The 22,669-nt window shown below is 68.4% G+C and carries 30 protein-coding genes; 17 read left to right on the forward strand and 13 right to left on the reverse strand.

Going from position 1 to position 22,669, the window contains the following annotated elements; genetic code table 11:
* Window positions 1–121 precede the first annotated feature (121 nt).
* Together ABZX37_RS27115 and ABZX37_RS27120 are read left to right on the forward strand one after the other, a co-directional pair.
* Window positions 122–571 (forward strand): hypothetical protein, encoded by a 450-nt coding sequence (locus tag ABZX37_RS27115; protein WP_354744104.1) that lies wholly within the window; start codon window positions 122–124, stop codon window positions 569–571.
* Between the two features lie 47 nt (window positions 572–618).
* Window positions 619–789 carry a hypothetical protein gene (locus tag ABZX37_RS27120; RefSeq protein WP_354744106.1) on the forward strand — a complete coding sequence of 57 codons (171 nt, stop codon included), beginning with the start codon at window positions 619–621 and terminating at the stop codon, window positions 787–789.
* 329 nt (window positions 790–1,118) lie between these two features.
* Here the strand turns inward: ABZX37_RS27120 and hisS are convergent, their stop codons facing one another.
* The gene (hisS, locus tag ABZX37_RS27125; protein WP_354744108.1) at window positions 1,119–2,396 is read right to left on the reverse strand and encodes a histidine--tRNA ligase; all 1,278 of its coding nucleotides are present in this window, start codon (window positions 2,394–2,396) and stop codon (window positions 1,119–1,121) included.
* Between the two features lie 82 nt (window positions 2,397–2,478).
* A complete protein-coding gene (locus ABZX37_RS27130; protein ID WP_354744110.1) occupies window positions 2,479–3,039 on the reverse strand; it encodes a helix-turn-helix domain-containing protein in 561 nt (186 codons plus the stop codon).
* A 443-nt stretch (window positions 3,040–3,482) separates the two neighbouring features.
* Between ABZX37_RS27130 and ABZX37_RS27135 the strand changes: the two genes are divergently transcribed.
* Window positions 3,483–3,956: a hypothetical protein gene (locus ABZX37_RS27135; protein WP_354744112.1), complete on the forward strand. Its 474-nt coding sequence runs from the start codon at window positions 3,483–3,485 to the stop codon at window positions 3,954–3,956.
* A gap of 14 nt (window positions 3,957–3,970) precedes the next feature.
* Here ABZX37_RS27135 and ABZX37_RS27140 read toward each other — a convergent pair whose 3' ends face one another.
* The gene (locus tag ABZX37_RS27140) at window positions 3,971–4,303 is read right to left on the reverse strand and encodes a hypothetical protein (protein ID WP_354744114.1); all 333 of its coding nucleotides are present in this window, start codon (window positions 4,301–4,303) and stop codon (window positions 3,971–3,973) included.
* Between the two features lie 596 nt (window positions 4,304–4,899).
* On the opposite strand from ABZX37_RS27140, the gene ABZX37_RS27145 reads away from it, so the two are divergent.
* Window positions 4,900–5,160: a hypothetical protein gene (locus ABZX37_RS27145; protein ID WP_354744115.1), complete on the forward strand. Its 261-nt coding sequence runs from the start codon at window positions 4,900–4,902 to the stop codon at window positions 5,158–5,160.
* Window positions 5,161–5,395: 235 nt separating this feature from the next.
* On the opposite strand, the gene ABZX37_RS27150 is transcribed toward ABZX37_RS27145, so the two are convergent.
* A complete protein-coding gene (locus ABZX37_RS27150; protein ID WP_354744117.1) occupies window positions 5,396–6,535 on the reverse strand; it encodes a UDP-N-acetylglucosamine--N-acetylmuramyl-(pentapeptide) pyrophosphoryl-undecaprenol N-acetylglucosamine transferase in 1,140 nt (379 codons plus the stop codon).
* A gap of 223 nt (window positions 6,536–6,758) precedes the next feature.
* The gene (locus ABZX37_RS27155) at window positions 6,759–7,145 is read right to left on the reverse strand and encodes a hypothetical protein (protein WP_354744119.1); all 387 of its coding nucleotides are present in this window, start codon (window positions 7,143–7,145) and stop codon (window positions 6,759–6,761) included.
* A 303-nt stretch (window positions 7,146–7,448) separates the two neighbouring features.
* Between ABZX37_RS27155 and ABZX37_RS27160 the strand changes: the two genes are divergently transcribed.
* Window positions 7,449–7,904 carry a hypothetical protein gene (locus tag ABZX37_RS27160; protein ID WP_354744121.1) on the forward strand — a complete coding sequence of 152 codons (456 nt, stop codon included), beginning with the start codon at window positions 7,449–7,451 and terminating at the stop codon, window positions 7,902–7,904.
* Between the two features lie 38 nt (window positions 7,905–7,942).
* Entirely contained in the window at window positions 7,943–8,281 is a 339-nt protein-coding gene (locus tag ABZX37_RS27165; RefSeq protein WP_354744123.1) for a hypothetical protein, read from the forward strand.
* 529 nt (window positions 8,282–8,810) lie between these two features.
* Here the strand turns inward: ABZX37_RS27165 and ABZX37_RS27170 are convergent.
* Window positions 8,811–9,233 carry a hypothetical protein gene (locus ABZX37_RS27170; protein WP_354744125.1) on the reverse strand — a complete coding sequence of 141 codons (423 nt, stop codon included), beginning with the start codon at window positions 9,231–9,233 and terminating at the stop codon, window positions 8,811–8,813.
* Window positions 9,234–9,297: 64 nt separating this feature from the next.
* Here ABZX37_RS27170 and ABZX37_RS27175 point away from each other — a divergent pair, with 64 nt between their 5' ends.
* The 3 genes from ABZX37_RS27175 to ABZX37_RS27185 all read left to right on the forward strand — a co-directional run bounded on the left by ABZX37_RS27175 (window position 9,298) and on the right by ABZX37_RS27185 (window position 11,684).
* The gene (locus ABZX37_RS27175) at window positions 9,298–9,732 is read left to right on the forward strand and encodes a hypothetical protein (RefSeq protein WP_354744127.1); all 435 of its coding nucleotides are present in this window, start codon (window positions 9,298–9,300) and stop codon (window positions 9,730–9,732) included.
* 278 nt (window positions 9,733–10,010) lie between these two features.
* Window positions 10,011–10,409, forward strand: coding sequence for a hypothetical protein (locus tag ABZX37_RS27180; protein WP_354744129.1), 399 nt, complete (start codon window positions 10,011–10,013; stop codon window positions 10,407–10,409).
* Window positions 10,410–10,685: 276 nt separating this feature from the next.
* Window positions 10,686–11,684: a helix-turn-helix domain-containing protein gene (locus ABZX37_RS27185; RefSeq protein ID WP_354744130.1), complete on the forward strand. Its 999-nt coding sequence runs from the start codon at window positions 10,686–10,688 to the stop codon at window positions 11,682–11,684.
* 162 nt (window positions 11,685–11,846) lie between these two features.
* Here the strand turns inward: ABZX37_RS27185 and ABZX37_RS27190 are convergent, their stop codons facing one another.
* Window positions 11,847–12,452, reverse strand: coding sequence for a hypothetical protein (locus tag ABZX37_RS27190; RefSeq protein WP_354744132.1), 606 nt, complete (start codon window positions 12,450–12,452; stop codon window positions 11,847–11,849).
* Window positions 12,453–12,815: 363 nt separating this feature from the next.
* Between ABZX37_RS27190 and ABZX37_RS27195 the strand changes: the two genes are divergently transcribed.
* A complete protein-coding gene (locus ABZX37_RS27195) occupies window positions 12,816–13,478 on the forward strand; it encodes a hypothetical protein (protein WP_354744134.1) in 663 nt (220 codons plus the stop codon).
* A gap of 616 nt (window positions 13,479–14,094) precedes the next feature.
* On the opposite strand, the gene ABZX37_RS27200 is transcribed toward ABZX37_RS27195, so the two are convergent.
* From ABZX37_RS27200 to ABZX37_RS27210, 3 genes are all read right to left on the reverse strand, one after another.
* Window positions 14,095–14,535, reverse strand: coding sequence for a hypothetical protein (locus tag ABZX37_RS27200; protein ID WP_354744136.1), 441 nt, complete (start codon window positions 14,533–14,535; stop codon window positions 14,095–14,097).
* 172 nt (window positions 14,536–14,707) lie between these two features.
* The gene (locus ABZX37_RS27205; RefSeq protein WP_354744138.1) at window positions 14,708–15,133 is read right to left on the reverse strand and encodes a hypothetical protein; all 426 of its coding nucleotides are present in this window, start codon (window positions 15,131–15,133) and stop codon (window positions 14,708–14,710) included.
* Between the two features lie 19 nt (window positions 15,134–15,152).
* Window positions 15,153–15,344: a hypothetical protein gene (locus tag ABZX37_RS27210; RefSeq protein WP_354744140.1), complete on the reverse strand. Its 192-nt coding sequence runs from the start codon at window positions 15,342–15,344 to the stop codon at window positions 15,153–15,155.
* Window positions 15,345–15,790: 446 nt separating this feature from the next.
* Between ABZX37_RS27210 and ABZX37_RS27215 the strand changes: the two genes are divergently transcribed.
* From ABZX37_RS27215 to ABZX37_RS27230, 4 genes are all read left to right on the forward strand, one after another.
* Window positions 15,791–16,429: a hypothetical protein gene (locus tag ABZX37_RS27215; RefSeq protein WP_354744142.1), complete on the forward strand. Its 639-nt coding sequence runs from the start codon at window positions 15,791–15,793 to the stop codon at window positions 16,427–16,429.
* Window positions 16,430–17,050: 621 nt separating this feature from the next.
* Window positions 17,051–17,308: a hypothetical protein gene (locus ABZX37_RS27220; protein ID WP_354744144.1), complete on the forward strand. Its 258-nt coding sequence runs from the start codon at window positions 17,051–17,053 to the stop codon at window positions 17,306–17,308.
* Window positions 17,309–17,789: 481 nt separating this feature from the next.
* Complete coding sequence (locus tag ABZX37_RS27225; RefSeq protein WP_354744146.1) at window positions 17,790–18,305, forward strand: hypothetical protein; 516 nt, start codon at window positions 17,790–17,792, stop codon at window positions 18,303–18,305.
* A gap of 269 nt (window positions 18,306–18,574) precedes the next feature.
* Window positions 18,575–18,760, forward strand: a complete 186-nt coding sequence (locus tag ABZX37_RS27230) for a hypothetical protein (RefSeq protein ID WP_354744147.1) — start codon at window positions 18,575–18,577, stop codon at window positions 18,758–18,760.
* Between the two features lie 313 nt (window positions 18,761–19,073).
* Here the strand turns inward: ABZX37_RS27230 and ABZX37_RS27235 are convergent, their stop codons facing one another.
* Window positions 19,074–19,286 (reverse strand): hypothetical protein, encoded by a 213-nt coding sequence (locus tag ABZX37_RS27235; protein WP_354744149.1) that lies wholly within the window; start codon window positions 19,284–19,286, stop codon window positions 19,074–19,076.
* A 129-nt stretch (window positions 19,287–19,415) separates the two neighbouring features.
* A complete protein-coding gene (locus tag ABZX37_RS27240) occupies window positions 19,416–19,787 on the reverse strand; it encodes a hypothetical protein (RefSeq protein WP_354744151.1) in 372 nt (123 codons plus the stop codon).
* 531 nt (window positions 19,788–20,318) lie between these two features.
* On the opposite strand from ABZX37_RS27240, the gene ABZX37_RS27245 reads away from it, so the two are divergent.
* From ABZX37_RS27245 to ABZX37_RS27255, 3 genes are all read left to right on the forward strand, one after another.
* Complete coding sequence (locus ABZX37_RS27245; protein WP_354744153.1) at window positions 20,319–21,311, forward strand: hypothetical protein; 993 nt, start codon at window positions 20,319–20,321, stop codon at window positions 21,309–21,311.
* Between the two features lie 102 nt (window positions 21,312–21,413).
* On the forward strand, window positions 21,414–21,548 hold the full coding sequence (locus ABZX37_RS27250; protein ID WP_354744155.1) for a hypothetical protein: 135 nt from the start codon (window positions 21,414–21,416) through the stop codon (window positions 21,546–21,548).
* Between the two features lie 99 nt (window positions 21,549–21,647).
* A complete protein-coding gene (locus tag ABZX37_RS27255; RefSeq protein WP_354744157.1) occupies window positions 21,648–21,890 on the forward strand; it encodes a hypothetical protein in 243 nt (80 codons plus the stop codon).
* Window positions 21,891–21,961: 71 nt separating this feature from the next.
* Here the strand turns inward: ABZX37_RS27255 and ABZX37_RS27260 are convergent, their stop codons facing one another.
* On the reverse strand, window positions 21,962–22,606 hold the full coding sequence (locus tag ABZX37_RS27260; protein ID WP_354744159.1) for a hypothetical protein: 645 nt from the start codon (window positions 22,604–22,606) through the stop codon (window positions 21,962–21,964).
* Between the last annotated feature and the right edge of the window lie 63 nt (window positions 22,607–22,669).

The raw sequence follows: 22,669 nt of genomic DNA on the forward strand, positions 1-22,669 counted from the left end.
CCTGCCAGCATGCACCGACAAATCGGCCCGGCGCGGGGCGAGCGGCGTTTGGCGCGAGGCGGCAGTCGGCGGCTGGCCCGGCGCGACTGCGGCCGTGCGTCGTCCCTGTCAGACTGTCCGGATGGGATCGGGCGAGGGCGTGCGCACGAGCGTGCTGGCGCAGCTGGACACGCTGGTCGGGAAGCTGCGTGAGCAGTCCGTCGAGATGGGCAAAGGTCCCTACCAGAGCGACGAGAGCGCGCGGATCGCTGCGCTGAGCACGATCTGGCCGGTGCTGGAGTACCTGCGCGGCGTGATGCACGTGCTGGTTCCGGAAGTCGACGAACTCGCGGTCGAGGCGGTGCAGCGGGTGCTTGCCGACTCGCCGGCGGGCCGGTCGTTGTCCGAGGACGAGCGCGACGAACTGCAGGAGCGGGCGACGGTCCTGCTGCGGGACGTGCTGCTGGTGGGTCAGTTCGGGGGCGTGGCCAACCCGCAGACCTGGTCCTCGCTGCTGCCCTCGCTCTGCGTCGAGGCGCTGGTCGAGGCCGACGCGCTGGCCGATCTCGACGAGAAAGCCGAAGAATTGTAGCCGCGCCGTTGGTCGGCTGCGTCAAGCGGGCCGATAGCGTGGCACGCATGGCAAGCGCAGACCGCGTGACCCGTTACCGGGCGATCGCGAAGGAGCTGTCCGAGCTGATCGACCTCGCCGACAGCGCGGATTTCCCGTTGCGGGAGAAGGAAATGCTCCCGCGCGTGCACGAGCATTTCTTCGCGGCGGTGTCGGATCTGCAGCGATCGCAGAACTGATCGCTTCGACGGGCTCCGGATCGGGACGAGTCCATCGCGTCCGGCTCGACCTTCAAGCCGACGACGTCGGCCGGTGATCGCCCCCGAAGCCTCAGGGCCGTAGCCGGTCGTCATCAGGGCGCTTTAGCCTTCGCTGCTGGCGAGGCGGTCGAGCCGCCGTCGATCGCCGAGCTGTGTGCGGCGACTGGGATCATCGACCCGAAGCCGTACTCGCCGCGTTGACTGCGGCGCCGCTCGCGCACACAGGCCGGCTGTGGCCGCTGGTGAACCTGCTGTCGGCGGAGTTATGGATCCGCTCCTGGTCCACCAGCGGCTCGGGCGGTGTCCCCTCAGACCTGGCGACCGAGCGGGCGCGGCACCGGTAGCTCACTGATGTCCTGACCGGGCACCAGCGGCAGGAACCCAGTGAACCCGGCGGTCTCCAGCCGGGTCAGCTGCGCGGAGAATTTCCCGCTCCGGCGCAGCGAGGAGACGACGACGCCCTGCTCGTCGCGCAGCCGCCGCGCCACAGCAAGAGCATCGGCGACGGGGACGTCCGCTTCGTAGAGCACCGCGACCTTTGCCGCCTCGGGTTGCTGCTCGATGAGGTCGACGATGCGCTCGAACCCGATGCTGAACCCGCACGCCGGCACCTGCTGCCCGAGCGAGCGGCCGATCAGTTCGTCGTAGCGGCCGCCCCCGGCGATCGACCCGGCCGCGGCAGGGTGGGTGATCTCGAAGATTTGACCGGTGTAGTAGCCCATGCCACGCACCAGCCTCGGGTCGAATGCCCACGACACCCCGTCCAGCGCTGCCAGACACGCGGCGATGGTGGCCAGATCGTCGGCGACCTGGTCCTGCAGGCCGGGGACCGCTTCGGTCAGCACGTCGGCGACCTTGTCGGCGGGCAGGCCGGTCAGGGAGTCAATTTTGTCCCGGGCTGCGGACGCAACGTCGGCGGGCAGCCCGCGATCACCGACCAGTTCGGCGATAACGCCGTCCCAGCCGATCTTGTCCAGCTTGTCGACCGTGACGAAGAACCCGGGCTGGGCCTCGGCCGGGACGCCTGCGCACGTTGCGAGCGCGGCAAGGAACCGGCGATCCGACAGCCGTACCGTCGATCCGGTCAGACCGACCGCGGCCAGGGCTGCGGTGGTGGCCTCGATCAGCTCGGCCTCGGCGAGCACGCTGGGCTCGCCGACCAGGTCGATGTCGCACTGGTAGAACTGCCGGTAGCGGTCCTTCTGCGGCCGCTCCGCCCGCCACACCGGTCCGAACTGGAACGATCGGAACGGTGCCAGCAGCTCGGCCCGGTGCTGGGCGTAGAAACGCGTCAGCGGGACGGTCAGGTCGTAGCGCAACCCCATGTCCACCAGATCCGACACCGGCGTGCCGGCGGGCAGTTGTTCGTCGAGACCGCGGCGCAGTATCCGGAACGACAATTTCTCGTTGTCCCCGCCCTGACCCGCGGTCAACCGCTCGATCCGTTCCAGCGCGGGAGTTTCGATCCGTTGGTAGCCGAACCGGCGATAGACGTCCTGGATCAGGCCGAGCACCCGGTCCCGGTTCGCCACGGCATCCGGGAGCAGGTCGCGGGTGCCCCGGGCGGGGCTGTTGTTCATTTTCATGGCTCATTCCTCAAAGTGTGTTGGCAGGCAAGGGAAGCCGGCGTTCACGCCAGGCATTGACGGGTGGGGTCGATCGGCCCGGTCAATGTCGGTCCGGCACCGGCTCGCAGGCCTCCTCCGCCCCAGCCGGCTGCCGCGGTGCCGCAGCAAGACCCAGCGACGCCCTCAGGGCCGCCTTGTCCTCGCCGACCACGCTCGTCGCGGCGTCGGGCCGCGCACCCGCGGGGCGGCTGGCCGCGACGGTCGACAGCAAGTGCCCCGCCCGGTGAAACTCCCGGATCCTCGACGCCCCAGCATCGAGGTCGGAGCAGACGGCTTGCCGAAGGCCCAGCTCCTTGTCGTAGTCGATCCACCAGCCCAGCTCGACCGCGTCCCGAGCGACCTCCAAGAGCCGGTCCCGCCGATCGCACTCGACGCCGAGGGCGTCCAGGATCTTCAGGATCTCCGCCTGCGGCGGGTGAATCCGCTCGTTCGCCAGCCGGGAGATCTTCGATCGCGACCGGGGCTGCCCGATGCGCGCGGACAGTCGCTCATGCATCAGCCCTGCGGCCTCGGCCAGTTCGGCCGCAGCCGGCGAACGCAGGGGCTGATCACCGCTCCGCTCCGCACCCGACAGATTTCCGCACAGTTCAAATTCTTGCACACATGCCCTGATGGTCGGCGGGGCGCCGATATCGGCCGGCGTGCCCCGCGGCGACCTTCCCCGCCTATGACGACCACTGCGGTGTCCGCCATCGAGGCGGGAATCTCCGGGCGGCCGGATCGCCGGTCTCGTCGCGCGATGCGAGGGGCTGAGCGACGACGAGACGTGTTAGCTGCGCTGAACAGCCACTGTCCTCATGGGACAGGCGATCGTTGTAAGAGGCGCTGTATCCATTGTGGATGGAACGGCTTTGATTTCCCGTTTGCTGGCGCAAGCTTGCCGTCGACCCGACCATGGTCGGGTCGACGCGTGGGCGCGGACGAACCTGGCACGGCTGGTCCTCCGGTCGGATCCGGCCGGGCTGCGGAGGATGTGACGGAGAGCGCTTTCGAATGTCCACTGATGGACAGTATCCCGTCACGGGACGAGTCACAGTCGTGTCCATGATCGAACACGCGACCATGCTCGCAACCTTCGCTGCGAGCGGATTCCTGCTGGTGGCGGCCCACAACCTGGCCGATCACGTGACCGGCCAGTGCGACTGGCAGGCCGCGAACAAGGCCGCTCCGACACGGGAGGAGGTCGCGGCGGGGGCGAGCCCGCATCGCGGCTGGCGGGCGAATCTGGCGCATGTCGCCCAATACCATCTGACGCTGATGGTGCAGGGGTTCCTGGCGTGGCTGGTGCTGCCGCTGCACTGGTCCGTGCTCGGCGTGGTGAGCTCGCTCGGGTGGTCGGCCGTGACACACGCTTTGCTGGACCGCCGTTGGCCGGTGAGATGGATCCTGGAGCGCACCGGTTCGTCGGGCTTCGCCCGGCTCAACGCGGGCGGCCTGAACGGGATGTATGCAGCGGACCAGGCGCTGCACCACCTCGCGCTGGCGGTGTCGGCCACGCTGCTGACGGTGCTGCAGTGACCGCGAGGCACATCTCAGGGGCAGTGCGGGTCAGTCGTCCTGGCTTCGAAAGCTTGCGCGATGGCGAGTGCGTATTGTTTGGATTCCTCGCAGTCGAAGGATTTGTAGTGATCGTACGCTGCGGATCGTGTCGCGGAGGCGGCCCAGACGTATCGGTAGCCGTCCCGTGCGGCGGTCGAGATTCGTCCTTCAGCCCATTGGTCGTCGACCTGGGCCAGAGTCAGTCGTGAGAGGCGCTGTGCGTCGCACGGGATGCACTTGAGGTGCGGGAAGTGCCAGCGTGCGGAGTCGTTGTCTTTGGCATTGGGGCAGTCGGCGTAGGTCTGTTTGATGAACGTCGGGATCATGGCTCGTCCAAGGGCGGTCGGGGCGGGTTGACGGCGTGGGCGTGGGCTTGCAAGGCCACTGTCCCCGTTCGGCGTTGGGCATCGCAGGGAGCGCTGTTTCCGGCTTTTTCGTTGGTGTTTCCGGTTTCTGGCCGGTTGTTTCCCGGTCGCCGTTGCTTCGCTCGTGCTCGACGGCTTCGCGGCCGGCGTGCCTGCCTGAGAGGTCGGGCTTGCGGGTATCTCGCGCCGGGGAGCGGTCAGAGGAGTCAAGGCGGGTGACGGGGTGGCGGATGTGTCCGTTGGTCGGTTCGCGGTTGAGGCGCAGGTCGCCTTTGCCTGTGGCGGTCTTCGCTGCCCGGGTGCGGCGGTGTCTGTCTCGGTCAGATGCGGGCAACGTCCACAGCAGCAGTGGAAACAGCGGCCTCCTTCACAGACTGTCTTGAGCGGGAGAGAGTCGGGTCGTGTCCTGGATCGGGGTGGCCGGTGACGAGGCGGCCTTGTGCGGCCAGCCGTCCGGACAAGCGATGTCGCGGCTGTCGTCGAAGGAAAGGAGCCCTGCGAATGGGTAAGCAGAGCAAGGCCGGAGAGCGCGGGTACGACGGGGGCGGCAGCGAAGAATGACCCAGTCGAGTGGCGGGAAGTCCTGTGACGTCGTCGAAGTGCGGACGATAAAGAGCGGCCGTGCGTATCGCGTCGATCTGGATGGAGACGTGTACTTCTTCGAGCTCGACCAGGACGAAACAGGCGTGTTCGTGCGAACCCGCGCGCATTCCATCGGCGGGTATTTCCTCGAACGGTTCGGCGATGAGTTGTCGCCGTCCTCGATCCGCAGGTTCATCACGGGGTACTGGCGGGCGAACGACACCGACCGGGCATAGGAACAGGTGTCTGTGCCGACAGTCAGGATATCCGCCCGGCGGCAGCAGCTTTCGCGCTGATTGGTTCGCCGATGTGCCGCTGTTGCGGCGTGCGATTCGTTCCGTCGCGGCCTGGGGCCCCTCGCCGTCTCCGCCGGGGACAAGCCCGTATTCCAATCATGCGCGAATCTCGGCAGACCGCATTGGCTGTCCGGGATAGGCGGTGCCGCCCGGGGCGGGTCCGCGCTGGCATCGCCTAGCGTTTATGGGCGGCCGCGGCCAGCATTGCGTCGACCAGCCGGTCCGCGGCGTCGGGCTTGCTGTGTGCGCGGGCCCGACGCGCCATGTCCAGCCGCCGATTGCGGTCGGTCAGCAGCGGCGTCACCGCAGCGCGGAGGTCGGCCTCGGACACTTCGCTGGGGAGGGCGACTGCTGCGCCGGCGTCGTGCAGATTCCGGGCGTTGTGGACCTGTTCGTTGCCCGCCGAGGACGGGAGGGGGACGAGCACCGACGGTTTGCCCAGCGCGGTCAGTTCCGCGATCGTTCCCGCGCCGCTGCGGGAGATCACCAAGTCCGCGAGGGCGAACACGTCGGCGAGTTCGGAACCGACGAACTCGGTGACGATACAGCGCGACGCCAGTTCTTCCGGCAGCTGCGCGAATTGTTCGCGCAGCTGCGCTGCGTTGTTCTTGCCGCACTGGTGGACGATATTGGCGTGCTGCAGCAGCCACGGCGCGCTTCGGCAGACCAGCTGGTTGATCTGCCTGGACCCCTGGGCCCCGCCGGTGACGTACACGGTGGGCAGCTCCGGAGCGAACCCGCTCAATCCCAGCGCGCGCACCGCCCTGTCGGCCCGGCCGTGCAGCAGCTCTGGGCGCACCGGATTGCCGGTCACCACCGCGCGAACCCCGCGGGGCAGCAGCTCGAGCGTCGACTCCGACGACACCGCCACGCTGGTCGCGATCCGGGCCAGCAGCCGGTTGGTCAGGCCCAGCCGCACGGTCTGCTCGTGAACGACCAGCGGCCGACGGCACAACCGCGCGGCGAGCCCGACCGGCACTGCCACGTAGCCGCCCGTGGCCAGCACGACATCCGGTCGGAACCTTGCCACCAGGGCCCGCGCCTGTACCACCCCCAGCGGAACGCGTCCTATGTCCCGGACGTTGGCCGCCGAGATCATCTTCAGCGGATTGGACGCGCGCCGGATCTTCCCGGTGGCGACCGCCGCGAACCGGATTCCCTCGGCCTGCGCGACCCGCTGTTCCAGACCGCCGTCCTTGCCTGTCCACAGCACGTCCAGCGCAGCGCCGTCCGCCTCCAGACGGGACCGCAGCCCGCGCACCGCGGTCAGCGCAGGATAAGTATGCCCGCCCGTGCCCCCGCCGGTGACGATCATGCGGAGGACCCTGCCAGGGCTCCCCGGGGACTGTTGAGTGTTCACAGAGGCTCTTCTCCGCCATCAGCGCCATCAGGACACGGCGCGCGTGTCGTCCACACCATGCCGCAGCCGCGGACCCCACGTGCAACGGGGTCGAGAGCGCCCGCCGAATGCCGCAGTGCCGCCGCATTTCTGCCGCGGCGCCGGCGGACGGCCAGAGCAGCAACGGTGTTCGTATGGCTCAGGTAGCCAGCGAGGCGATTGCCTCGGCGACCGCCGCCTCGTGCCCGATGGTGTCGATGGGGCGAATCAGGATCCGCACGTTCTGGATGTGGACAGTGGTGCAGGAGCTCGGGTCGGCCTCGCCGTTGTGAACGGACACCACGTCGCCTGGCCGGAAGACTCGCGTGCGTTCGGCATCGGCGGCCAGTTCGAGCAGTTCGCCGACGACCTCCATGGCATGCGGCCCGCGTTCCCAGGTCAGGGAGAATCCGCCGTTGGCGGTCTCCCAGAACCGGAAGTTCTTGGCGCCTTCGAGGATGCCCGGGGCTCCGGTGTCGAACAGCGCGGACATCAGCCGGCCGAGCACCTCGTAGTGGTGAGGGGTCCATCGCGGTTCAAGGGTCACGAACACCAGGATCACCGTCCGGCCGCGGGGCCGGGCTGCTGACGCGCCGAACGCGGGGCCGAGGTCCGCTGATCAGGTGACGCTGTTGGTGGAGTCGCTCGGTCGGCGAACGGAGCTCCTGCCCAGAGGGTGCTTGGCTTACTGGGTTTCGGTGGGGAAGGCGGAGGGATCGCCGGGGCCTTGCTGTCGGATGAGCCGTGAATCGGTGTTGGCGTTTGGTCAGCGCAGGGCGTACCTGACCGGCACGGCCGTGCCGTCAGGGCTTGGGCTCGGCGGATCTGGGGCTGGCAGTACGTTGAGGCGGTGCTGGTGGATTGGGACCTGGATGCCGAGTGGACGCCGGAGCGGTCGGCCGTGGCGCGCAACATCGCGGTCTGGTACCTGCGGGACAAGGGTGCAGCCGAGCTCGAGATGGAGATCGCGCGCGGCGCACAGTACTGGCTGCCTGCCGAGGGCGCGGGCGTGCCGACCTCGGGCCGCGGTGCCAGGCTGGCGAAGTGGGTGGCGGAGGGTCTCGCTCGCGCACGCCTGTTCTATCTGGAGCCGGCCGTGGGCGAGTTGGCGATTCAGGCCGGTGCGGACGTCCGCACCGGTCCCGGCGCGTTCGGCCCTCCGGTCCCGTACGGAATGGTCGTGTCTCCTGGCGGGCTCGGCTACACCTCCGACGGGATGCAGCTGATCGCCGCGGCCTGGCAGCCGACAGAGACCGGCACGGCGGTCTCTGGTTCCTCGACACCCGCGAGTGGTTCGCATTCCTGACCGACGAAAAGCGCATCGCCCCGGACTCACCGGCCGCCTTGATCCGCAAGTTCGGGTTTCTCCGCTACGTCCACACCGTCGGGCTGGACTTCGTCGTGGGCGAGGCAGCCAGACGACGATGGGAAGCAGGGACCGAAAGCATCTTCCCGGCGGCCGACAACCCCGGCAGCGCAGGGCACGGAGCCGCCTCGACGCTGAACGGCATGTGGGCGTTGGTGGCGGGTGCGTCGGTCAACCTGGAGCGGATGCCCTGTCCCGCGGACGTCGTCGAACGCGACCGGGAACTCGGCATCCTCCCGTCGAAGATCACGAGGTGCTGGATCGAGACCACCGACCCCGGCCGTGTCTGGGACTACGAGGCCGGACCTGTGTCGTGATCGCGTCACCCGCGCGCGGGGTCGGCACGAGACGACGCGGCAGCGGGGCATCGTCGTCGCTCGTCGGTCTCGTGCTGCGTCCGGTCGAAAGTTTCACCCGCTGAACGAGGCGACGGCGTGCCTGCGGGAGCGTGCGGCGAAGGACGAACTGGCCGTCGAGGTCGTCGTCTGCGCGGCGTTCTCGATCGCCCGCCGCGTTCGAGCTGGTGTCGCCCGGCCCAGCGGGGAAACCGCGGCCCGGCGGAGCGCCGCCTCATGATCACGGCGGCGGTCCGGAGGCAATCGCAAGTATGCGAAGTCGCCAGGCGCGTAGTGATCAGTCAGGCGTGGGGATTGTGCTCGGCCTGGGCTGGTGCGTCGGATCAGGTTGTCGGCGGCCCGGCGCCGCGCGGAGCGGCTCGAGGGGCAGCCCGGGATTTCCCGCGCTCGCGGCGCGACCGGGCGGCGGCGGTTCACGCCTCCGGCGGATGACCGTCCCTCGTCGCCCGAGGCATCGACCCGCTGCTGTCGGGCCGGTTCACTTTCGCGGTCATGCATCGTTGTCGCGGAGATCTTCGAACGCGCGGTTTTCGACCTTCTCGGCCGCGTTGCGCAGGAAGGAGGCGATCGTGCGCAGCGACATCGGACCGGCCACAGACTGGCCTACGATCCGTCGGCCGTCGACAACAACCTCAAGCTGGAAACGGACATCCGGATTTCTGGGATGTTCCTCGCGATTGCCGGTCTCGGCCTGGTCCACGTCGTCGACCCCTCCCCGCTGGGTGCCCTTGGTCTCGTCGGGCGCGATCGTAGCGTTCCCTGGACAGGGCGTCAGGCCGCGGCGGAGCGAGGAACTCGTCGCACGGTCGCTGGCCTGCTGCGATGGGGTCGTGATCGCCTGGTTGAGCAGGCCTGTGCGGAGGGAGGGGCAGTCGGGCGGTTGACCGGCAGCGTCGGCCAGTTTTCCCTGCATCGCTTGATATCTTGGGTCGCGGAATCGTCGAGCTCGGCGGAAACGGGGCGGTAAGGAGTCGGACGTGGGTGACGAGAGCGGGTGGCGGTTCGCTCCGGATCCGGAAGTCGCGGCGGCCTACGCGGCCGTGTGCGACATCGTCGCCGAGGAGAACCTGCCGGTCGACGTCGACGAGCCGGGCTGCCTTCGCCCGGCCCCGGTCACGCCGATGCAGACCATGGCCGCCTGCGAGCCCGCTTACACCGTCAAACTGGTCGTCAACCAGGAGAACGTGTGCGTGAGCCGCACCGGTCGTTGGGGGATCGGCGGCACCATGACCTTCGTCGACTACCCGGTGCCGCCGGGCGCGGCCGGGTTCCGCGACCGCCTGGCCGCAGTGCTGGTCCCGCGCATCCGGCACGAACTGACGCTCGCCGCCGACACGCGTGCCGCGGACCTCGCGCAGAACGGCCCGTTCGCCGCATACGAAGCCGTCGACGCCGTGCAGCCTCTCGCCTGAACAAGAGATCGCGCCAGAGCGCTGAGACGGCACCGGGAGATCGTCGGTCCGTGCGCCGAGCAAAGCGGCGCGCTGACCACTCTCCTGAAACCCGCCCACGGCGATGGCGCCGAGCGAATGCGACCTGCGACTATGTCGCTTGGGGTGGAGTCCGACGGCTCCTCCTCGCCGCTCGGGAGGCCACCGAGGTCGCGTCGCGACGCAACGGCGGTCGTGCGGCTGCTGTCGCGCGGGCGGATTCATGACCCGCCTGGCACGAAATCAAGGAGGATTGGGTCATGCTGAAGGGCAAATCCGCTGTCGAACTCGCTGACGCTCTCGAAACAATGGAGTCTTTTCCGCACAACACAGGCGGTTTGTCGATGCTCGATGAGGCGACACTCGCGTTCGGCGGCAAATCTGCGGAGATCGGCGAGGCACAGCGGACCTTTTCGCAAGCCCGGCATGCTCACAAGAGCTCCTACTCATCTGCATCTGGCGGCTACTCCGATGACCAGTGGCATCAGGTGATGCAGGCCGCCCACCGCTTGGCCGCGCTTCTGCGGGCGCTGGGCGACGTCCGCATCGCCCGCTGCTCGAGGCCGGCAAGCTGGGGCGAATGCGGGCTTCCGCTCGACGAGGACGGTCAGTGCCGTTCTTCGCTCGGTCACGCTGACAGCAGCATCGACACTCGTTGAACCAACATCGAGGCGATGCTGCGGATCGTCGGCTCAACGACCGGCCAGCCCCAAGCGCTTTGCCGCGCAAGGGTCCGCCGTGGCGGACAACAACCGCGGGCCGGTTGAACCGGGGTCCGCGCGCGATTCCGCGCGAAAGCGTCCCTTGCCGGACGCGTCTGCAGCGAGATCACCGGCGTTTGATTCGCCACAGCAGGTCCTGGCGGACCGGGACGCGATCATCCGGCGGTGGGATGTTGGCGTGCCTGGGGCGTTCGGGTGTGGTGGGGTGTGCGGATGGGCGACCAGGACCTTCCGGAATCCGCTGCGATCGTTCAGGCGTGGTTGAACCACCACATGGGCGCGTCGGCGCCGGTGATTCGTGCGCGCACGGACATGAGCCTGTTCATCGATGCCGAGACCGGGCGGCTCGAGGTGTGCGCGGTCACCGAGGAGAATCGCCCCGACGATGCGGTCGCTCGAGGCTGCCTGTGGTGCTTGAGCGCCGCCGGTGAGCGTCGCTTCTTCCAGTCCTCTCCCACAGAGTCGGCGGTTATCGTCTCCCGCAAACCCGCGAGCGTGGCGGTGTGGAGCTATGAGCGCTGGCGCGACGGGGCACGGGAAGTCGCGACCGACGACCGGTCCTACGCCCACCACGGCCCGGCCGACGACGCTCCCGACGTCGACCCTCTGCGGCTGCGCTGGCTGTGGTCCCAGGCCGGCGTGCCCGACGAGGAGGTCGCGCGGCGGCTCCAGGCACCGCCGCGAGTCGTGGCGCAGCGAGCGTTCGCGCTGGGCTTGCCAAGCCGGTTCAAGGCCCGGCAGGAAGGGTGCGACCGGCTCGTGCTGATGGAGTTGTGGACCGACACGAGCCTGACGAAAACGGAGATCTGCCGCCGGCTCGACCTGTCCCCGACTTCGCTGACCCGGCTCGCGCGGGGACTGGAGTTGCCCGAGCGACCGAAAACACCGCCGAAAACACCGCCGAAAGGCCCGCTGCGCTCGCCGAACCGGGCAGGCTCGGCGCATCCGCCGGGCAACTCCGCGGCATTGCGCGCGGCGAACGAACGACGGATGCAGGCAGCCGCCGAGACGATGCTGGAGCGGACGCGGGCCGCGCTGGCCTTGCCCGAGGACGACGTGCCGGCGCATCTGCGCGATGCCGGGCGGCTGCGCCTGGAGCATCCGCGGGCGTCGCTGGCCGGACTGGCGGAGCTGGCCGGGTGCAGCAAGGACACGATGGCCGGCCGGTTGCGGCGGCTGTGTCAGCTGCCTGCTCAGGCCCAGTCTGTGTGATCCGTCGCCGACCTCGTCACTGCGGGACTGCCGGACGGCGTCGTGGAAGACCCGGCCGGCGTGAACCCAGCGGGGCATAACGGCGCTCGGCGAGTCGCCTGGAAGGCGGAGCCGGCCGCCTCCGGCGCGGCTACCGCGACGAGCAGGGCGCGGTAGCCGCGATCAGCGAGCCGTCGAGGCCAGGACCGGTGCCGCGGCGAGCGGAGTGCGGTGCGCGACGCGGGCGTCGCGCAGGTGCTTGCGTTCGGTGAAGTCCCGCCGGGCCGGTCCGAAGACCAGGGAGGCGTGCAGGTCGACGGGATCGCGGCCGTGCAGCCGGTCGAACAGGCGGGCGGCGTAGCCGTGGGCGCGCAGCGCAGTGACGACGTCGGGTTCGTCGTCAACGAACGCGGCGAGATAGCCGGCGCGGAGGCGGCGAGCGATGAGCCAGCAGTGCTGCAGCTTGATCTCCACCGCGGGACCGTTTGCCTTGTTGGGGCGGGAGAACAGCGCTGCAGCGGGCGGCAACTCGTTGTCGGCGAGCCACTGCCTGGTGGCCGGCATCGTGAAGCCGGGCCGGGTCGTGGAGTAGAGGACGGTGAACCCGAGCGCGGCGGTCGCGGCGACCAGATCCCGCCCGGCATCCAGGACTGCGGCCTCGTCGAGGCGGGCGAAGAACTGCTGCCAGACGTCCCGCCTCCAGGGCGTGGGGCCCAGTTCGCCGGCGATGGCGGACATGTCCGCCAGCCCTCCGTCGATATCGAACACGACGACGCCCTGTCCATCCATGTCCCGACACTATGAGCCGCGCCCCATCCGCAGGCTGAACGACACCCCGTCGAACTGCCGAGACTCCGGTTTCGCCCGGACGGGTCGGTCCTCCGCCGCGCAGCCGCAACGGACAGGGAAAAGGCGGCAACCGGCCTTGGCGTCATCGGTCTGCCAGCCGGCGGTTGTTGCGTCCCGAGGCGGGCTCGGGTGGCGTGTCGCCGCTGCTCAGTAGGCGGCCCGACCGAAGTCGCAGACCGCGCGAGCGGTCTCTTCGTCGGCCTCCCGCAATGCGGTCGAGCGCGCGGGCTCGGGGAGAACTACAGGGCACCGACCGCCTGGCACGCGGCGGCAGTTGTTCTCTGGGCGATAGGCTCGCTGCTCGTGAACAACCGGCTTCGCTTCGGGAACCTGCTGGCCTGGCACGTCACCAGCACCACCGCCGTAGCCAGTTCCTGGACAACCGCTCACGCTGGCCACCAGTACGACATGGCTCGAGTCAGCCTCGCCTGCGCTCGCGAACACGACCGCCGCAACGTCGGGGGCTATTACCTGCGCGCCGATCGCGAAGACGGCATCGGCACATTTCTTGTGCCTGCCGACCGCAGCGTTCACGCCGCTCGAGTCGCCGCTGACATTCTCGTCTGCGCGCATCCCGAGGACCTCGTCGACCACGACGAGATTCCGTCGCTTCTTCGCGCTCGCTCGCTTCGCGACGGCCTCGGCAGCACCGTGCAGTGGCGCGGCGAACAGCTCCTGCTTCGCACCTTCGGCACCGAGGACACCCTCACCGTGTTGCGCTCCATGCACTACGACAGCGGATGGTGGGAGAAGTTCAGAGAGGGAGAGGCACCCGTCGCCACCATCGTCGCCGAATTCAGCCGTCCTGGCCCGCCCGACGTGTGGACGGCCCGTGCAGCCGAAGAACGGCTTGACGACAGCGATACCTGGCACCAGGCGATGCGTCGGGTACTCGACCGTCTGACTGGCCTGGTCAGCAGCGGAGACCTGCCGTCGAACCACATGGGCGAGTACATCCGCGCCTGAGTTGCCGCGTCCCGTTCTCCTCTTCCGAACGGTGACGGACGTCCTCGTTTCCGGACGTTCTTAGGAGCAATTGCGTCGGGTCCAAGCTGTGCCGGTGCGCGGGCGAGAACCCCATCTGCACGGTTTCGAGCGCGGGGTCGCGGGCGTCGGAGTCGCTGAGGATCCATCAGCGGTCGTCGGCACCGCTCACCGTGCGGAAGCCGTGCGCAACGCGGATCTCGGCGCGGCGGCGCGGGACCGCCCTGACCTCAGCCCGTTTCCGTCCCGCACGGCGGTGCGGATGGCTTCCCGAGCCGCTGGGCGAGGTCGTCGGTGACCAGCGCCGTCCGCTCCCAGACGAGGCGTGCCGACTCGCGGTTGTGTTAGCGTGTTCTCGCTGCCTGCGCGACCGTGGCATTGCCTCGCATTCCCGCCGGCAGTGGCAGGCCGGCCGCTCGTCCCTCGCGTTTCGCATCTGGCAACCAGCGGTCGGCCCAACATCAGTCATTTTCGCTGTCGAAGATCGTGGCCTGGAAACCGACGCAGCGGCAGGTCGGGATCCGCCGACGCGACAGATGCGCGTTGTTTCCTGCGCGTGGCCATCGGCATGACGGAATTCTTGAAAGTCCGGCAGCGGCTAGCTCGATGGTGGCGTGCGTTCGGGGCGTCGAAAGAATCCGGCAACCCAAGGATCGCCCTCCCATCGCCACGACCAGCGCAACTCCTGCTCGGTCAGCCAGCGTCCGAGGCGATCAACGAGGGTGCGGTGGTGGTCGCGCGGAGTCTCGCGATTGATGTCGCCGCTAGTGCTGAACCGCACGAACGCGTGCCCGTCCGGGCTCTTCGGCTCGTCGTCGTCCTCGTCCTCGTCGGGATAGGGACCACCGTCTGCGGCGTAGTGAACCGTGACCAAGGCTTCGGCGCCCTGGTCGGGTGCGGCTTGCAGCATGCGGACTGCCCCCCAGCTGCGCAGGTGGCGATGAGCGTCAGATGGCAGTCCGACCGCCGCGCAGGCTTGGACGAATAGCTGTTCTGCGTCGACCGGGTCCTGGACCAGCACCTCGGATGAGATACCCATGCCGTCTCCTAGCGTGTCGGTACCCTTCGGGCCGCATGCCTGCGTCCCCGCTTTGCTTCGTCCCGGGGTTCGTTCTATCGCACCATGGATGCCGCGGCAGTCGGGCGCGGCGGTGCGCGCGCCGGGCGTCTGTGAATGTTTCCCTCGCTGCGGCCGTGTGTGCGCTGCGAGATTATCGGCGTTCGATTCGCGTGAGCAGGTCTTGGAATGCGGGTTCTTCTCCGCCTGCTGCCGCAAGTTGGTCGTACAGGTCCGCTTCCAGCCAGCCCTGGGCTAATCCGCTGTTCAGGACGCGGCTCAGAAACGCGGTCTTCAGGTCGAACTGGGTGCAGACGCCGAGTTGCACGAGGTGTTGGGCCAGCTTGGCATAAGGATCCGGCGTCGAGGGCGCTTCGGCGGCGTGCTGGAGGCTCAGCTCGATCAGGCCCATCGCCAACATGCGGCCCCGGGGTCCGGCCACGAGTTGGCGTTCGACCATCTGACCCGCGATGTCGATCGCTGCGGCGGCGTTGCCCTGAGAAGTCGCCGCGACGATCAATGCCGTTTCTAGTTGTTTGGCCATGCTCATGGCCTCGGGGTCGGGTCCTGGCAGTTCCATTCGCTCTCCGGCAGTCGGGTCAGGCGAGGTCGGCTTTGCGAGCTGCGGCGGTGGCGGCCTGGAATTCGTGGATTTCGTCTAGGGTTTCGAAGACGTCGTCGCGTGCGAGGTCGTCGGTCGACTGGATCGGCTGCACGTCTTTCTCGGCGTACAGCGCGGCTCGGAGGGCGGGGCCGTCGAGATCAGGGGGATGCTCGTTGTTGGTTGGCATGGCCAGCTAGCCTACCGTCCCTTTGGCACTGCACCTCGCTCCTGCATGATCAAGCGCGACGCCAAAGCGTCCCCCTGCCCTCGTCATGCTTCGGGCGGACTCATCGGTGTCGGGAGCAGAGCTGTTGTGAGTCTCGTCGTCTCCGGCACGAGCACAGTGGCCGGAGGGGGAGGAGGCGATCTGCCCAGCCCGCCCGTTATGAGCCGCGGGCGAAGGCGGCCGCGGGCGACGGCCGGATCGCCACGGCCCGAGCGGAATCGGATGCCGCTATTCGAGAAACACCCTGTGCGCGGTTGGAAACAACGGACGCTCCCCGTCCCGGTCGTCGCAGGAGATAGTCGTCTCAAGGACATCCGCACCTTGGTAGCCGCGCGATCCAACAGCGGAATCCAGTCGGCAACCCGCATCGCGCATGCCCTGCCGCCACATCGCCCGAAGGCGCATTCATGACACGCTCCTATTTGGACCTCAGCATCGCCATCGGCCGCCCGGCCGACGTACTGGCGCTCTTGCGCGAATGCCGACGACTGCTCGGCACACCGGGCGAGGTGCCGGCGATCACGTCCAGGACAGAGTCCCCGCTGCTGCCCTCCGGCCGCGGCCACGTCTCCAACGCGCTGTTCTGGGATTTTCCCGCGAGTTTGTCGATCGGCTACGGCATCGACGGCCCGATGACCGAACTCCCGCCCGACGACGCCAGCGAACGGCACCGGAGGTCGCTCGCCGAAAATCCCGTGAGCAACGGATGGGCCGCGATCGAGGTGTCCCTCAAACCCTTCATCGGCTGGTCGGAGATCTCGCCCGGCGCGACCGACCACGACCTCGGCGCCTGGCTGATCCGCGAACTCGGCCGGTGGCTGGACGCCCGAAGGCTGCCGTGGCAGTGGGAAGCCAACGGCGCCAGCACCTATCTTCCCTACAGCACCGGGCCCACGTGCCTGCCGAAACTGGGCGACGCCTCGGCCGGCGCGGTCACCCCCGAAACCGCCATCCGGGTCACCGAACGCTACCTGCCCGACTGGCTGCGCCGCTGGGACGGACCGTCGCAGGGGGAAGGGACCGTGCTCGAGGGGTGGCAGTCGTGACCACGCCACGCGTCGCCGTGCCGCCGGTCGTGTGTGCCGAGGCGTTGGTGCAGGATCCAGGCTTGCCGCCCGGCTCGGACCCGCTGCCTGCGGTGCTCGCCTACCCGGATACCGGGCGGCTGCGTTCCGAGCAGACGTTCCGGCCGCCCACGCTGGCCGCGCTGAACGACGTCCTGGCCGGCGCCGGCCAGCGGAAGCACATCTGCCGCCGGGACCACGAGGCCGGAACGGTCCGCCTGGTCCAGCCAACCGGGCAGGCCGCGGCGACGAGGTTCGTGAGCGACGAGCTGCCGTTCTGCCCGCCGCCGTCTCCCGCGCCCGGGACCCTGAAGGACGGACCCCGGCCCGGCCCGGCGCCAGCCCAGGGCGTGGGCTGGAACGCGGACACCCGCCTGGCGATGCCGACAACGGCCGACCGGCGCGAGGTCGAGGAACCTTACGTGCGCGCCCCGCCGGACGTCGAACAGCGTCCCCGCAGGAGACGGTGCACGTCGCCGCGCTGTGGACGATGCCCTTGCGCGCGACCCGCCCCGAGAGACCCGTACGAGTCCGAACGCTGGTCGAGACGCTTCACGGCGTCGCCCGACTCGCCCGCTGACCTGTCGCGACGAAAGGAATGTCATGGCCGAGGCAGAGAACGATCCGGCGCGGCTGCGGATGCTGATCGACACGACGGTCGGCTCCGCTGCCCTGGCGGACTACCGGACGTGTGCCGCCGACTACCGGGCGGCCGCGGAGGAGCTGGAGCGACTGAACGCGGCTGCCGCGCACTCGGAGGACCACTCCGAAGCAGACGCCTTCCGCAACGACCAGTACGTCGAGGCCGCAGTCGACGCCTTCGAGGCTGCGCAGCGCGTGCTCGCCGCGCTCGGGTACTGACTGACAACCCGTAGCCGCACGAGCCAGGCGCACGGTCGCGAACCGCAGTTCCTCGCCGGGTTCGACGACATCGCGGTGCTGCGCTACCGCGCCGCCGGCGCCTGCCGCCGCGTCCACCTCGAGCAGGCAGCGCAGGTTGTCGACGGTCAGGCGGTCAGCTCGCCCGCTTAGCCGGTCATGCCGCCGACGCTAAGAGCCCCCGCCGACACAAGTCATCGTCTGGCCCTTGTGCAGCGCGTGGTGGCAGATCTTCGCGACGACGAAGACGACGGGAAACATCGTGGGGCCAAGTGGAAACGAGTCCCTGCCCACCGTGCCGCCTTATGCGGGCGACAGTGGAGTCCACGCCCACGCGTTGCCGACGACCTCGAGGCCTCAGGTGACGAGCACGGCAACCCTGTCACCGACGGCCTGGGCACCCCGGGCGACCGACACCCCGGTGACGTCCCGGGAACGGCCGCCGCGAGACAAGAGGAAAGCCATGGGAGCGAACAACTTCTCTGCGTACCAGCCCGGGACCGATCCCGAAGAGTCGTTCCGCGCGGCCGTAGCGGCCGCGGAATGGGAGGACGGCGCGGGCGGCTACACAGGCACGATCGCCGAGAAGGCCGTCGAAGGATTCCGGATCATCCGGAGCGAACCGGTCGAGCCGGAAGAAGCCGCGAGGATCGGCTCCGACGTCCTCCGCGAGGACGGCGACGAGCGGTGGGCGGATATCCGCGACAAGTGGGGCCGGGCCGGCGGGATCGCGGTGAAAGCCGGGCTGCGGGAACACCAGGTCGACATCCCGGAGACTCCCGGCGGCTACCCGGACGAGGACGCAGCGGTGGCCGCGGCGATGACGGACAGGCTCGTCGAGGGCGAGCACGTCGTCTACGGCCGGTCCGGTTCATGGAAATACGAAGGCCGCCGGGTGGTGGGCGGGTCGCTGACCGTGCCGACCGAAGGTGCGCAGGTGCACACCGGTTGGCTGTGGGTGGGCAAGGCGCCGACCTGACGCGGGAACCGGCCCGGGCGAACGGGAACCGGCCCGGTGCTCGCGCCGACTCCGCCCGGCAGCGCATCCTGGCCGTGAGCGGTGAACCCAGCCTCGCGCTGCAGCGCGATCCCCGGTCCGGCTTTCCGAACTGCAACATCGGCAGAACAAGAGGAACAGCGATTCATGTCCTGCCCCGATTTCGATGGGATGTAGTCGATGCTGATCCGGGTGCCGAGCGGGTTCCGCCGCCGCAGCGATCTCCGTTCGGCGCTGAGGAGGAATGCGACATGACGGCCCGTCAACGGGATATCGCGGTCAACACCCTGTACGCGGCGTTCGGGCTCGAGGACGTCGCTGAAGCCCTCGCCCCGCGCATGTCCGACACCGAATCGGAAGCCATGGCCGCCTTCATGGACGCGATGGACGACCCGGTGCACGCGGAAATCTGGAGGAGAGAAGCGCGGAAGAAATGACTGCGCTGGAACACCGGCTGGACCTCGGCGTCGCGGCCCTACTCGGCGGCCGGATCGCGTGGGTGTCCGAAGTGGACCCGAACGGCGGCCGTTCTGGCCGCACGGTTGCCCAGCGTGCCGAACCTCGGCGATCTGCGCACCACCGACTTCGCGCGCGGGGAGCGGGTGCAGGTACCACTGTGCGCACTGCGTCACCAAGCCTGATGTCGACGGTGCGCCCTACACCCGATCGATGCGAGCCTAGAGCGCGAGGCTGTTCCGGAGCCTTGCGGACAGGATCCGTCGCGCGCAGGGATCCGGCAGGCAGCCCCGATCAGCTGGAACCGTCGGTGGGCGCTTCTCCCCAATACGGGTGCGCTTCCCTCCAGAGGCGCGCGCCTTCCACGTCGCCCATGGCTGCCATGAAGTCAGCCATGGCGTCCGCTTCCACATCCCTCATTATCGGCGCGAGTTTCTCGGCTGCTTCCTTGCGGGAGAACACGGTGTAAAGCATGTCGACCGCAACAGAAAATGGACTGTTTTTCATTTCGCCTCCTGCCGGCATCGCACAGCAATCTCTTGAATAAGGCATCAGGGGACGTCGAATCGACCAGGCGCGGTAGTACACGAGGACTCAGCGAGGAGGCCGCCCGCTGGAGGAGCCGTCGGCGGGCGGTCAGCGCAGCGGCACGGTCCCAGGGGCGGCGCGCCGCTCGACGACGGGAGCGTCGGCCATCGCTCTCCATTCGAGCGAGCCGCAGATGTAGAACCGGCCGTCGACGGAGACGACGTCGCCGGGGAACAGCGCCCGGTTGCCTCGGGCGTTGTAGTCCACCACCCTCGGATCCGAGGAGAACGAACGAGGATCGTCGTTGAACAGATTGAGCGCTTCCTCGGTCAATTCGTAGTCGGAGTCGCGGCTCCCAGGTCGTGCCGCGTAGGCGAAGACCTCGGTGACCCGGTGGCCGGACGCGTGCAAGGACGGCTTCGGGTCGTCGCTGTTGTTGTGGAATATCCGGACCCACACTGGGGGACAGTCGTCGAACATGACGGCTCCGAAAGTCTGATGGTGTTCACAACACGGTGTGCAGCCTCCGCTGACGGGGTCGTGGATTTACGAGACGCTGCCAGATTGGGATACCGCCGACTGTCCCGTGAAAAGAGCGCCTGTGGCAGTGGCGGCTGTATCCAATCGGCGCGCCGGTGTTTCCGAAGGCGTCGGCTTCCGTCAGTGCGCGGTCGGCGGGATGCAGGGTGGTGATGAGGTGCCCGAGTTTCGCCGCGAACGTGTCGCCCGCCCGCGCAACGGGTTCGCCGGTCGTGCCTCCGTCGTCGGTCACGGCTGCGACTTCCTCCCTCGCCTGCATGGTCATCGGACCGGGCGGCGGCCCGGCGGAAGTACGCTTCTTCCGCGTACGACGGGTCTGCGCTCCGGTCAGGCCTTGTGTACCACGCGTCGGCAGTCATCGGATTCTTCGGTGTCCTGAGGGGAACGCTGCCAGGTGAAGTACAGCGGCAAGCCGCCTTTCCGGTTGGCTGGGTTTCCGGTGTGCCCTTGATTCGTGCCATTATCGACCCCATGAACAGCAACATCGTCGACCCTCCGACGGCGACGCCCGATGGCCAGGAACTTGCCTCAGTGGCAAGTATTTGTGTCGCATCGGGCCTGCCCCGGACCTACGTCTCGACGCAGCTGCTGCGGAACTACATCATCCCGTGCGTGCAGGCCACATTTTCCGATGGCGAGCTGTCTCTGCTGCACGCCGTCGAAACCGACCCGGTGCTCCGTGAGCATTTTGGCGAGTCCGACTTCGACGAGGGAGCGTTCGGGAACCGCCTGCGCGGGTTGACCGGGGCCAGCGACCCGAAGCTGCGCTACGCCGTCGATGCGCTGATTCGGCGCGCTGGGCGAGGTCTGGCCCGCCTTGCCGTCAGCTCGCCGCCAGTTCTTCCTCCGGAACAAACCGTTGCCATAGATGCCCCCAACGGCACCATAACGTTCGACGGCCAGACCGTGAGCATGCTCCGGCCGCTGGAAGTCGTCGTCGACTTCGGGCCCGGCGTACAAGGCAGGTTCCACATCGACACACAATGGAACGATCTTCAAAACCGCCGCCGCCCCTTTGCGTACTTTGCGTTCACGCGCGGTCCTTTCATCAACGAATTCCTGATGTCCTACTGGCTTGAACTCACCCAGGACCCCGAGATCGCCAAACAGGTCGTCGGCAGTCTGTACATGGGACGCGAGGACGGGATGGCATCGTCGAGCGAGTATCTGGTCCAAGTGCAGACTGGGCACGTTGGCAGCCCCGAAATGGCCGACCTCGTGCTGGCCTCCGGCATCTATTCAGCGGGCCGCGCGGAGCTCCGGCCGGCCATCGCCAATGCTCACAAGATCTTGCGGCCTGGCGGGGCGCTTCTGGTTCGCAGCCCAGAGTCAGTCGATGAACCTGAACACGTGGACGCGACAGAGATGATAGATCTCGCTACCGCGGCCGGTTTTAGATGCAGCGACACCTTCCAATCGAGCTATCCGCGCAGAAAGATACTTTCCGCCGTTCTGCGGAAGTGATATTCCATAAGCGACTGACGCAGAGAATGGCGCGGGCTGATAGCCCGAGCCGCAGGACATAGCGCGAGTGCCAGCTGCAGTCTGCCGTCATGGCTGAGTTCCGTGAACCGCGTGGTGAAGGTGTACTACAACAACCACTACAAGGGTCGCGACTTCGCCTTCAACCCGGGCGGCCAGGCCAATCTGGGGACTCTGAGCATGCAGAACGCCTCGCACGACTACGAGAACGTCACCTGAGGAGCTCGCGACCAACCCGAATGACGTCCGGCCGCAGCGGCGGGCTCAGCATCCCCCGGGCCCCTGCCGACCGCGTCGCGAGCGCGCAGGCTGGAGGTCGTGCCGACCGCGGACGGCAGGCTCACCGCGCAGGACCGCGCGCGGATCAAAGGCGAACTCACCAGGACTCGCCGTCTGATCACGGGCACCGTGCAGCCGGCGCTCGAGCGCTTCCCCGACGACGCGGCGCACTGGCAGCACAGCCTCGGCGACGACGAGCGGCTTGCCCAGGCGCTCGAACAGCTCATCGTCCGCGAGGGACAGCGGGCGCTGCGCGAAGGATCGATCGACGAGGACGGTTGAAACCGGCCCTCACAGCACACAACGGTCGGCGAGGTGCCTCGGGCCTCGGCCTTGTTGTCCGGACGTGCGGTTCAGTCGGCGGTCTCGCCGGCCTGGGCACGGAGAGTCGCTTCGCCGAATTGGTCGACGGCTCCGACGATCCGGTGGTATCCCTGCCGCAGCAATTCAGGGTCGAGTGCTCCGGCCGGGGTGCCGTCGGCCAGCTCGTCTCCGCGCTGCCCGGCGTGCTGGTACACCACGCGCCAGGCTTCGATCACGCGGATCACGCCTTCCAGCGAACCCAGCACCAGATCGGCCGGCGGATTCCACGTCGGTCCTTTGGATGCGACCAGGTTGGAGTGCGCCCACCGCAAGCGTTCGATCTGGAGGTTCAGCGCGAGAGCTGACTCCTCGTATCCGTCGCCCATGTCGCCGATCGCTTCCTGGTCGGCGTCCTGGGCCAGTTCGGCGGCCTCGGCGAAGGTCATTGAGCCCAGCGACTGGCAGGTCGTTTGGTACAGCACCAGCCACGGGCTGATCCGGGCCAGGATCTGCGCCCGCCGCACGATGTCCGGCACCGACTCGTCCGCCGCGAGCGCGCGGGCGGCCTCGGGGTCGGGGATGTCGAGGGCGTCCCACGCCAGCAGCAGACGGTCGAGGTCGGGAACCCCGGCGGCCACGGCTTCCGGGTCGGAAAACTGGTCCGGGCCGCCCACGGCCTGATCGGTCTCGTGCATGGGCAGCAGGCTACGACCCAGGCCCGACATTCCGGCGGCAGCCCCGAAAGCCCCTGCTTTGCG

Origin of the sequence: Amycolatopsis sp. NPDC004079, assembly GCF_040610415.1 — a bacterium.
Taxonomy (GTDB): domain Bacteria; phylum Actinomycetota; class Actinomycetes; order Mycobacteriales; family Pseudonocardiaceae; genus Amycolatopsis; species Amycolatopsis halotolerans.

What these genes read in the sequence shown, in the direction of transcription:
- ABZX37_RS27115 (WP_354744104.1), top strand. Translation starts at nt 122, where the DNA reads ATGGGATCGGGCGAGGGCGTGCGCACGAGCGTGCTGGCGCAGCTGGAC.
- ABZX37_RS27205 (WP_354744138.1), bottom strand. Translation starts at nt 15,133, where the DNA reads ATGGAACTGCCAGGACCCGACCCCGAGGCCATGAGCATGGCCAAACAA.
- ABZX37_RS27215 (WP_354744142.1), top strand. Translation starts at nt 15,791, where the DNA reads ATGACACGCTCCTATTTGGACCTCAGCATCGCCATCGGCCGCCCGGCC.
- ABZX37_RS27120 (WP_354744106.1), top strand. Translation starts at nt 619, where the DNA reads ATGGCAAGCGCAGACCGCGTGACCCGTTACCGGGCGATCGCGAAGGAG.
- ABZX37_RS27145 (WP_354744115.1), top strand. Translation starts at nt 4,900, where the DNA reads ATGACCCAGTCGAGTGGCGGGAAGTCCTGTGACGTCGTCGAAGTGCGG.
- ABZX37_RS27185 (WP_354744130.1), top strand. Translation starts at nt 10,686, where the DNA reads ATGGGCGACCAGGACCTTCCGGAATCCGCTGCGATCGTTCAGGCGTGG.
- ABZX37_RS27230 (WP_354744147.1), top strand. Translation starts at nt 18,575, where the DNA reads ATGACGGCCCGTCAACGGGATATCGCGGTCAACACCCTGTACGCGGCG.
- ABZX37_RS27200 (WP_354744136.1), bottom strand. Translation starts at nt 14,535, where the DNA reads ATGGGTATCTCATCCGAGGTGCTGGTCCAGGACCCGGTCGACGCAGAA.
- hisS (WP_354744108.1), bottom strand. Translation starts at nt 2,396, where the DNA reads ATGAAAATGAACAACAGCCCCGCCCGGGGCACCCGCGACCTGCTCCCG.
- ABZX37_RS27240 (WP_354744151.1), bottom strand. Translation starts at nt 19,787, where the DNA reads ATGTTCGACGACTGTCCCCCAGTGTGGGTCCGGATATTCCACAACAAC.
- ABZX37_RS27245 (WP_354744153.1), top strand. Translation starts at nt 20,319, where the DNA reads ATGAACAGCAACATCGTCGACCCTCCGACGGCGACGCCCGATGGCCAG.
- ABZX37_RS27210 (WP_354744140.1), bottom strand. Translation starts at nt 15,344, where the DNA reads ATGCCAACCAACAACGAGCATCCCCCTGATCTCGACGGCCCCGCCCTC.
- ABZX37_RS27260 (WP_354744159.1), bottom strand. Translation starts at nt 22,606, where the DNA reads ATGCACGAGACCGATCAGGCCGTGGGCGGCCCGGACCAGTTTTCCGAC.
- ABZX37_RS27225 (WP_354744146.1), top strand. Translation starts at nt 17,790, where the DNA reads ATGGGAGCGAACAACTTCTCTGCGTACCAGCCCGGGACCGATCCCGAA.
- ABZX37_RS27220 (WP_354744144.1), top strand. Translation starts at nt 17,051, where the DNA reads ATGGCCGAGGCAGAGAACGATCCGGCGCGGCTGCGGATGCTGATCGAC.
- ABZX37_RS27180 (WP_354744129.1), top strand. Translation starts at nt 10,011, where the DNA reads ATGCTGAAGGGCAAATCCGCTGTCGAACTCGCTGACGCTCTCGAAACA.
- ABZX37_RS27170 (WP_354744125.1), bottom strand. Translation starts at nt 9,233, where the DNA reads ATGCAGGGAAAACTGGCCGACGCTGCCGGTCAACCGCCCGACTGCCCC.
- ABZX37_RS27235 (WP_354744149.1), bottom strand. Translation starts at nt 19,286, where the DNA reads ATGAAAAACAGTCCATTTTCTGTTGCGGTCGACATGCTTTACACCGTG.
- ABZX37_RS27190 (WP_354744132.1), bottom strand. Translation starts at nt 12,452, where the DNA reads ATGGATGGACAGGGCGTCGTCGTGTTCGATATCGACGGAGGGCTGGCG.
- ABZX37_RS27135 (WP_354744112.1), top strand. Translation starts at nt 3,483, where the DNA reads ATGATCGAACACGCGACCATGCTCGCAACCTTCGCTGCGAGCGGATTC.
- ABZX37_RS27140 (WP_354744114.1), bottom strand. Translation starts at nt 4,303, where the DNA reads ATGATCCCGACGTTCATCAAACAGACCTACGCCGACTGCCCCAATGCC.
- ABZX37_RS27150 (WP_354744117.1), bottom strand. Translation starts at nt 6,535, where the DNA reads ATGATCGTCACCGGCGGGGGCACGGGCGGGCATACTTATCCTGCGCTG.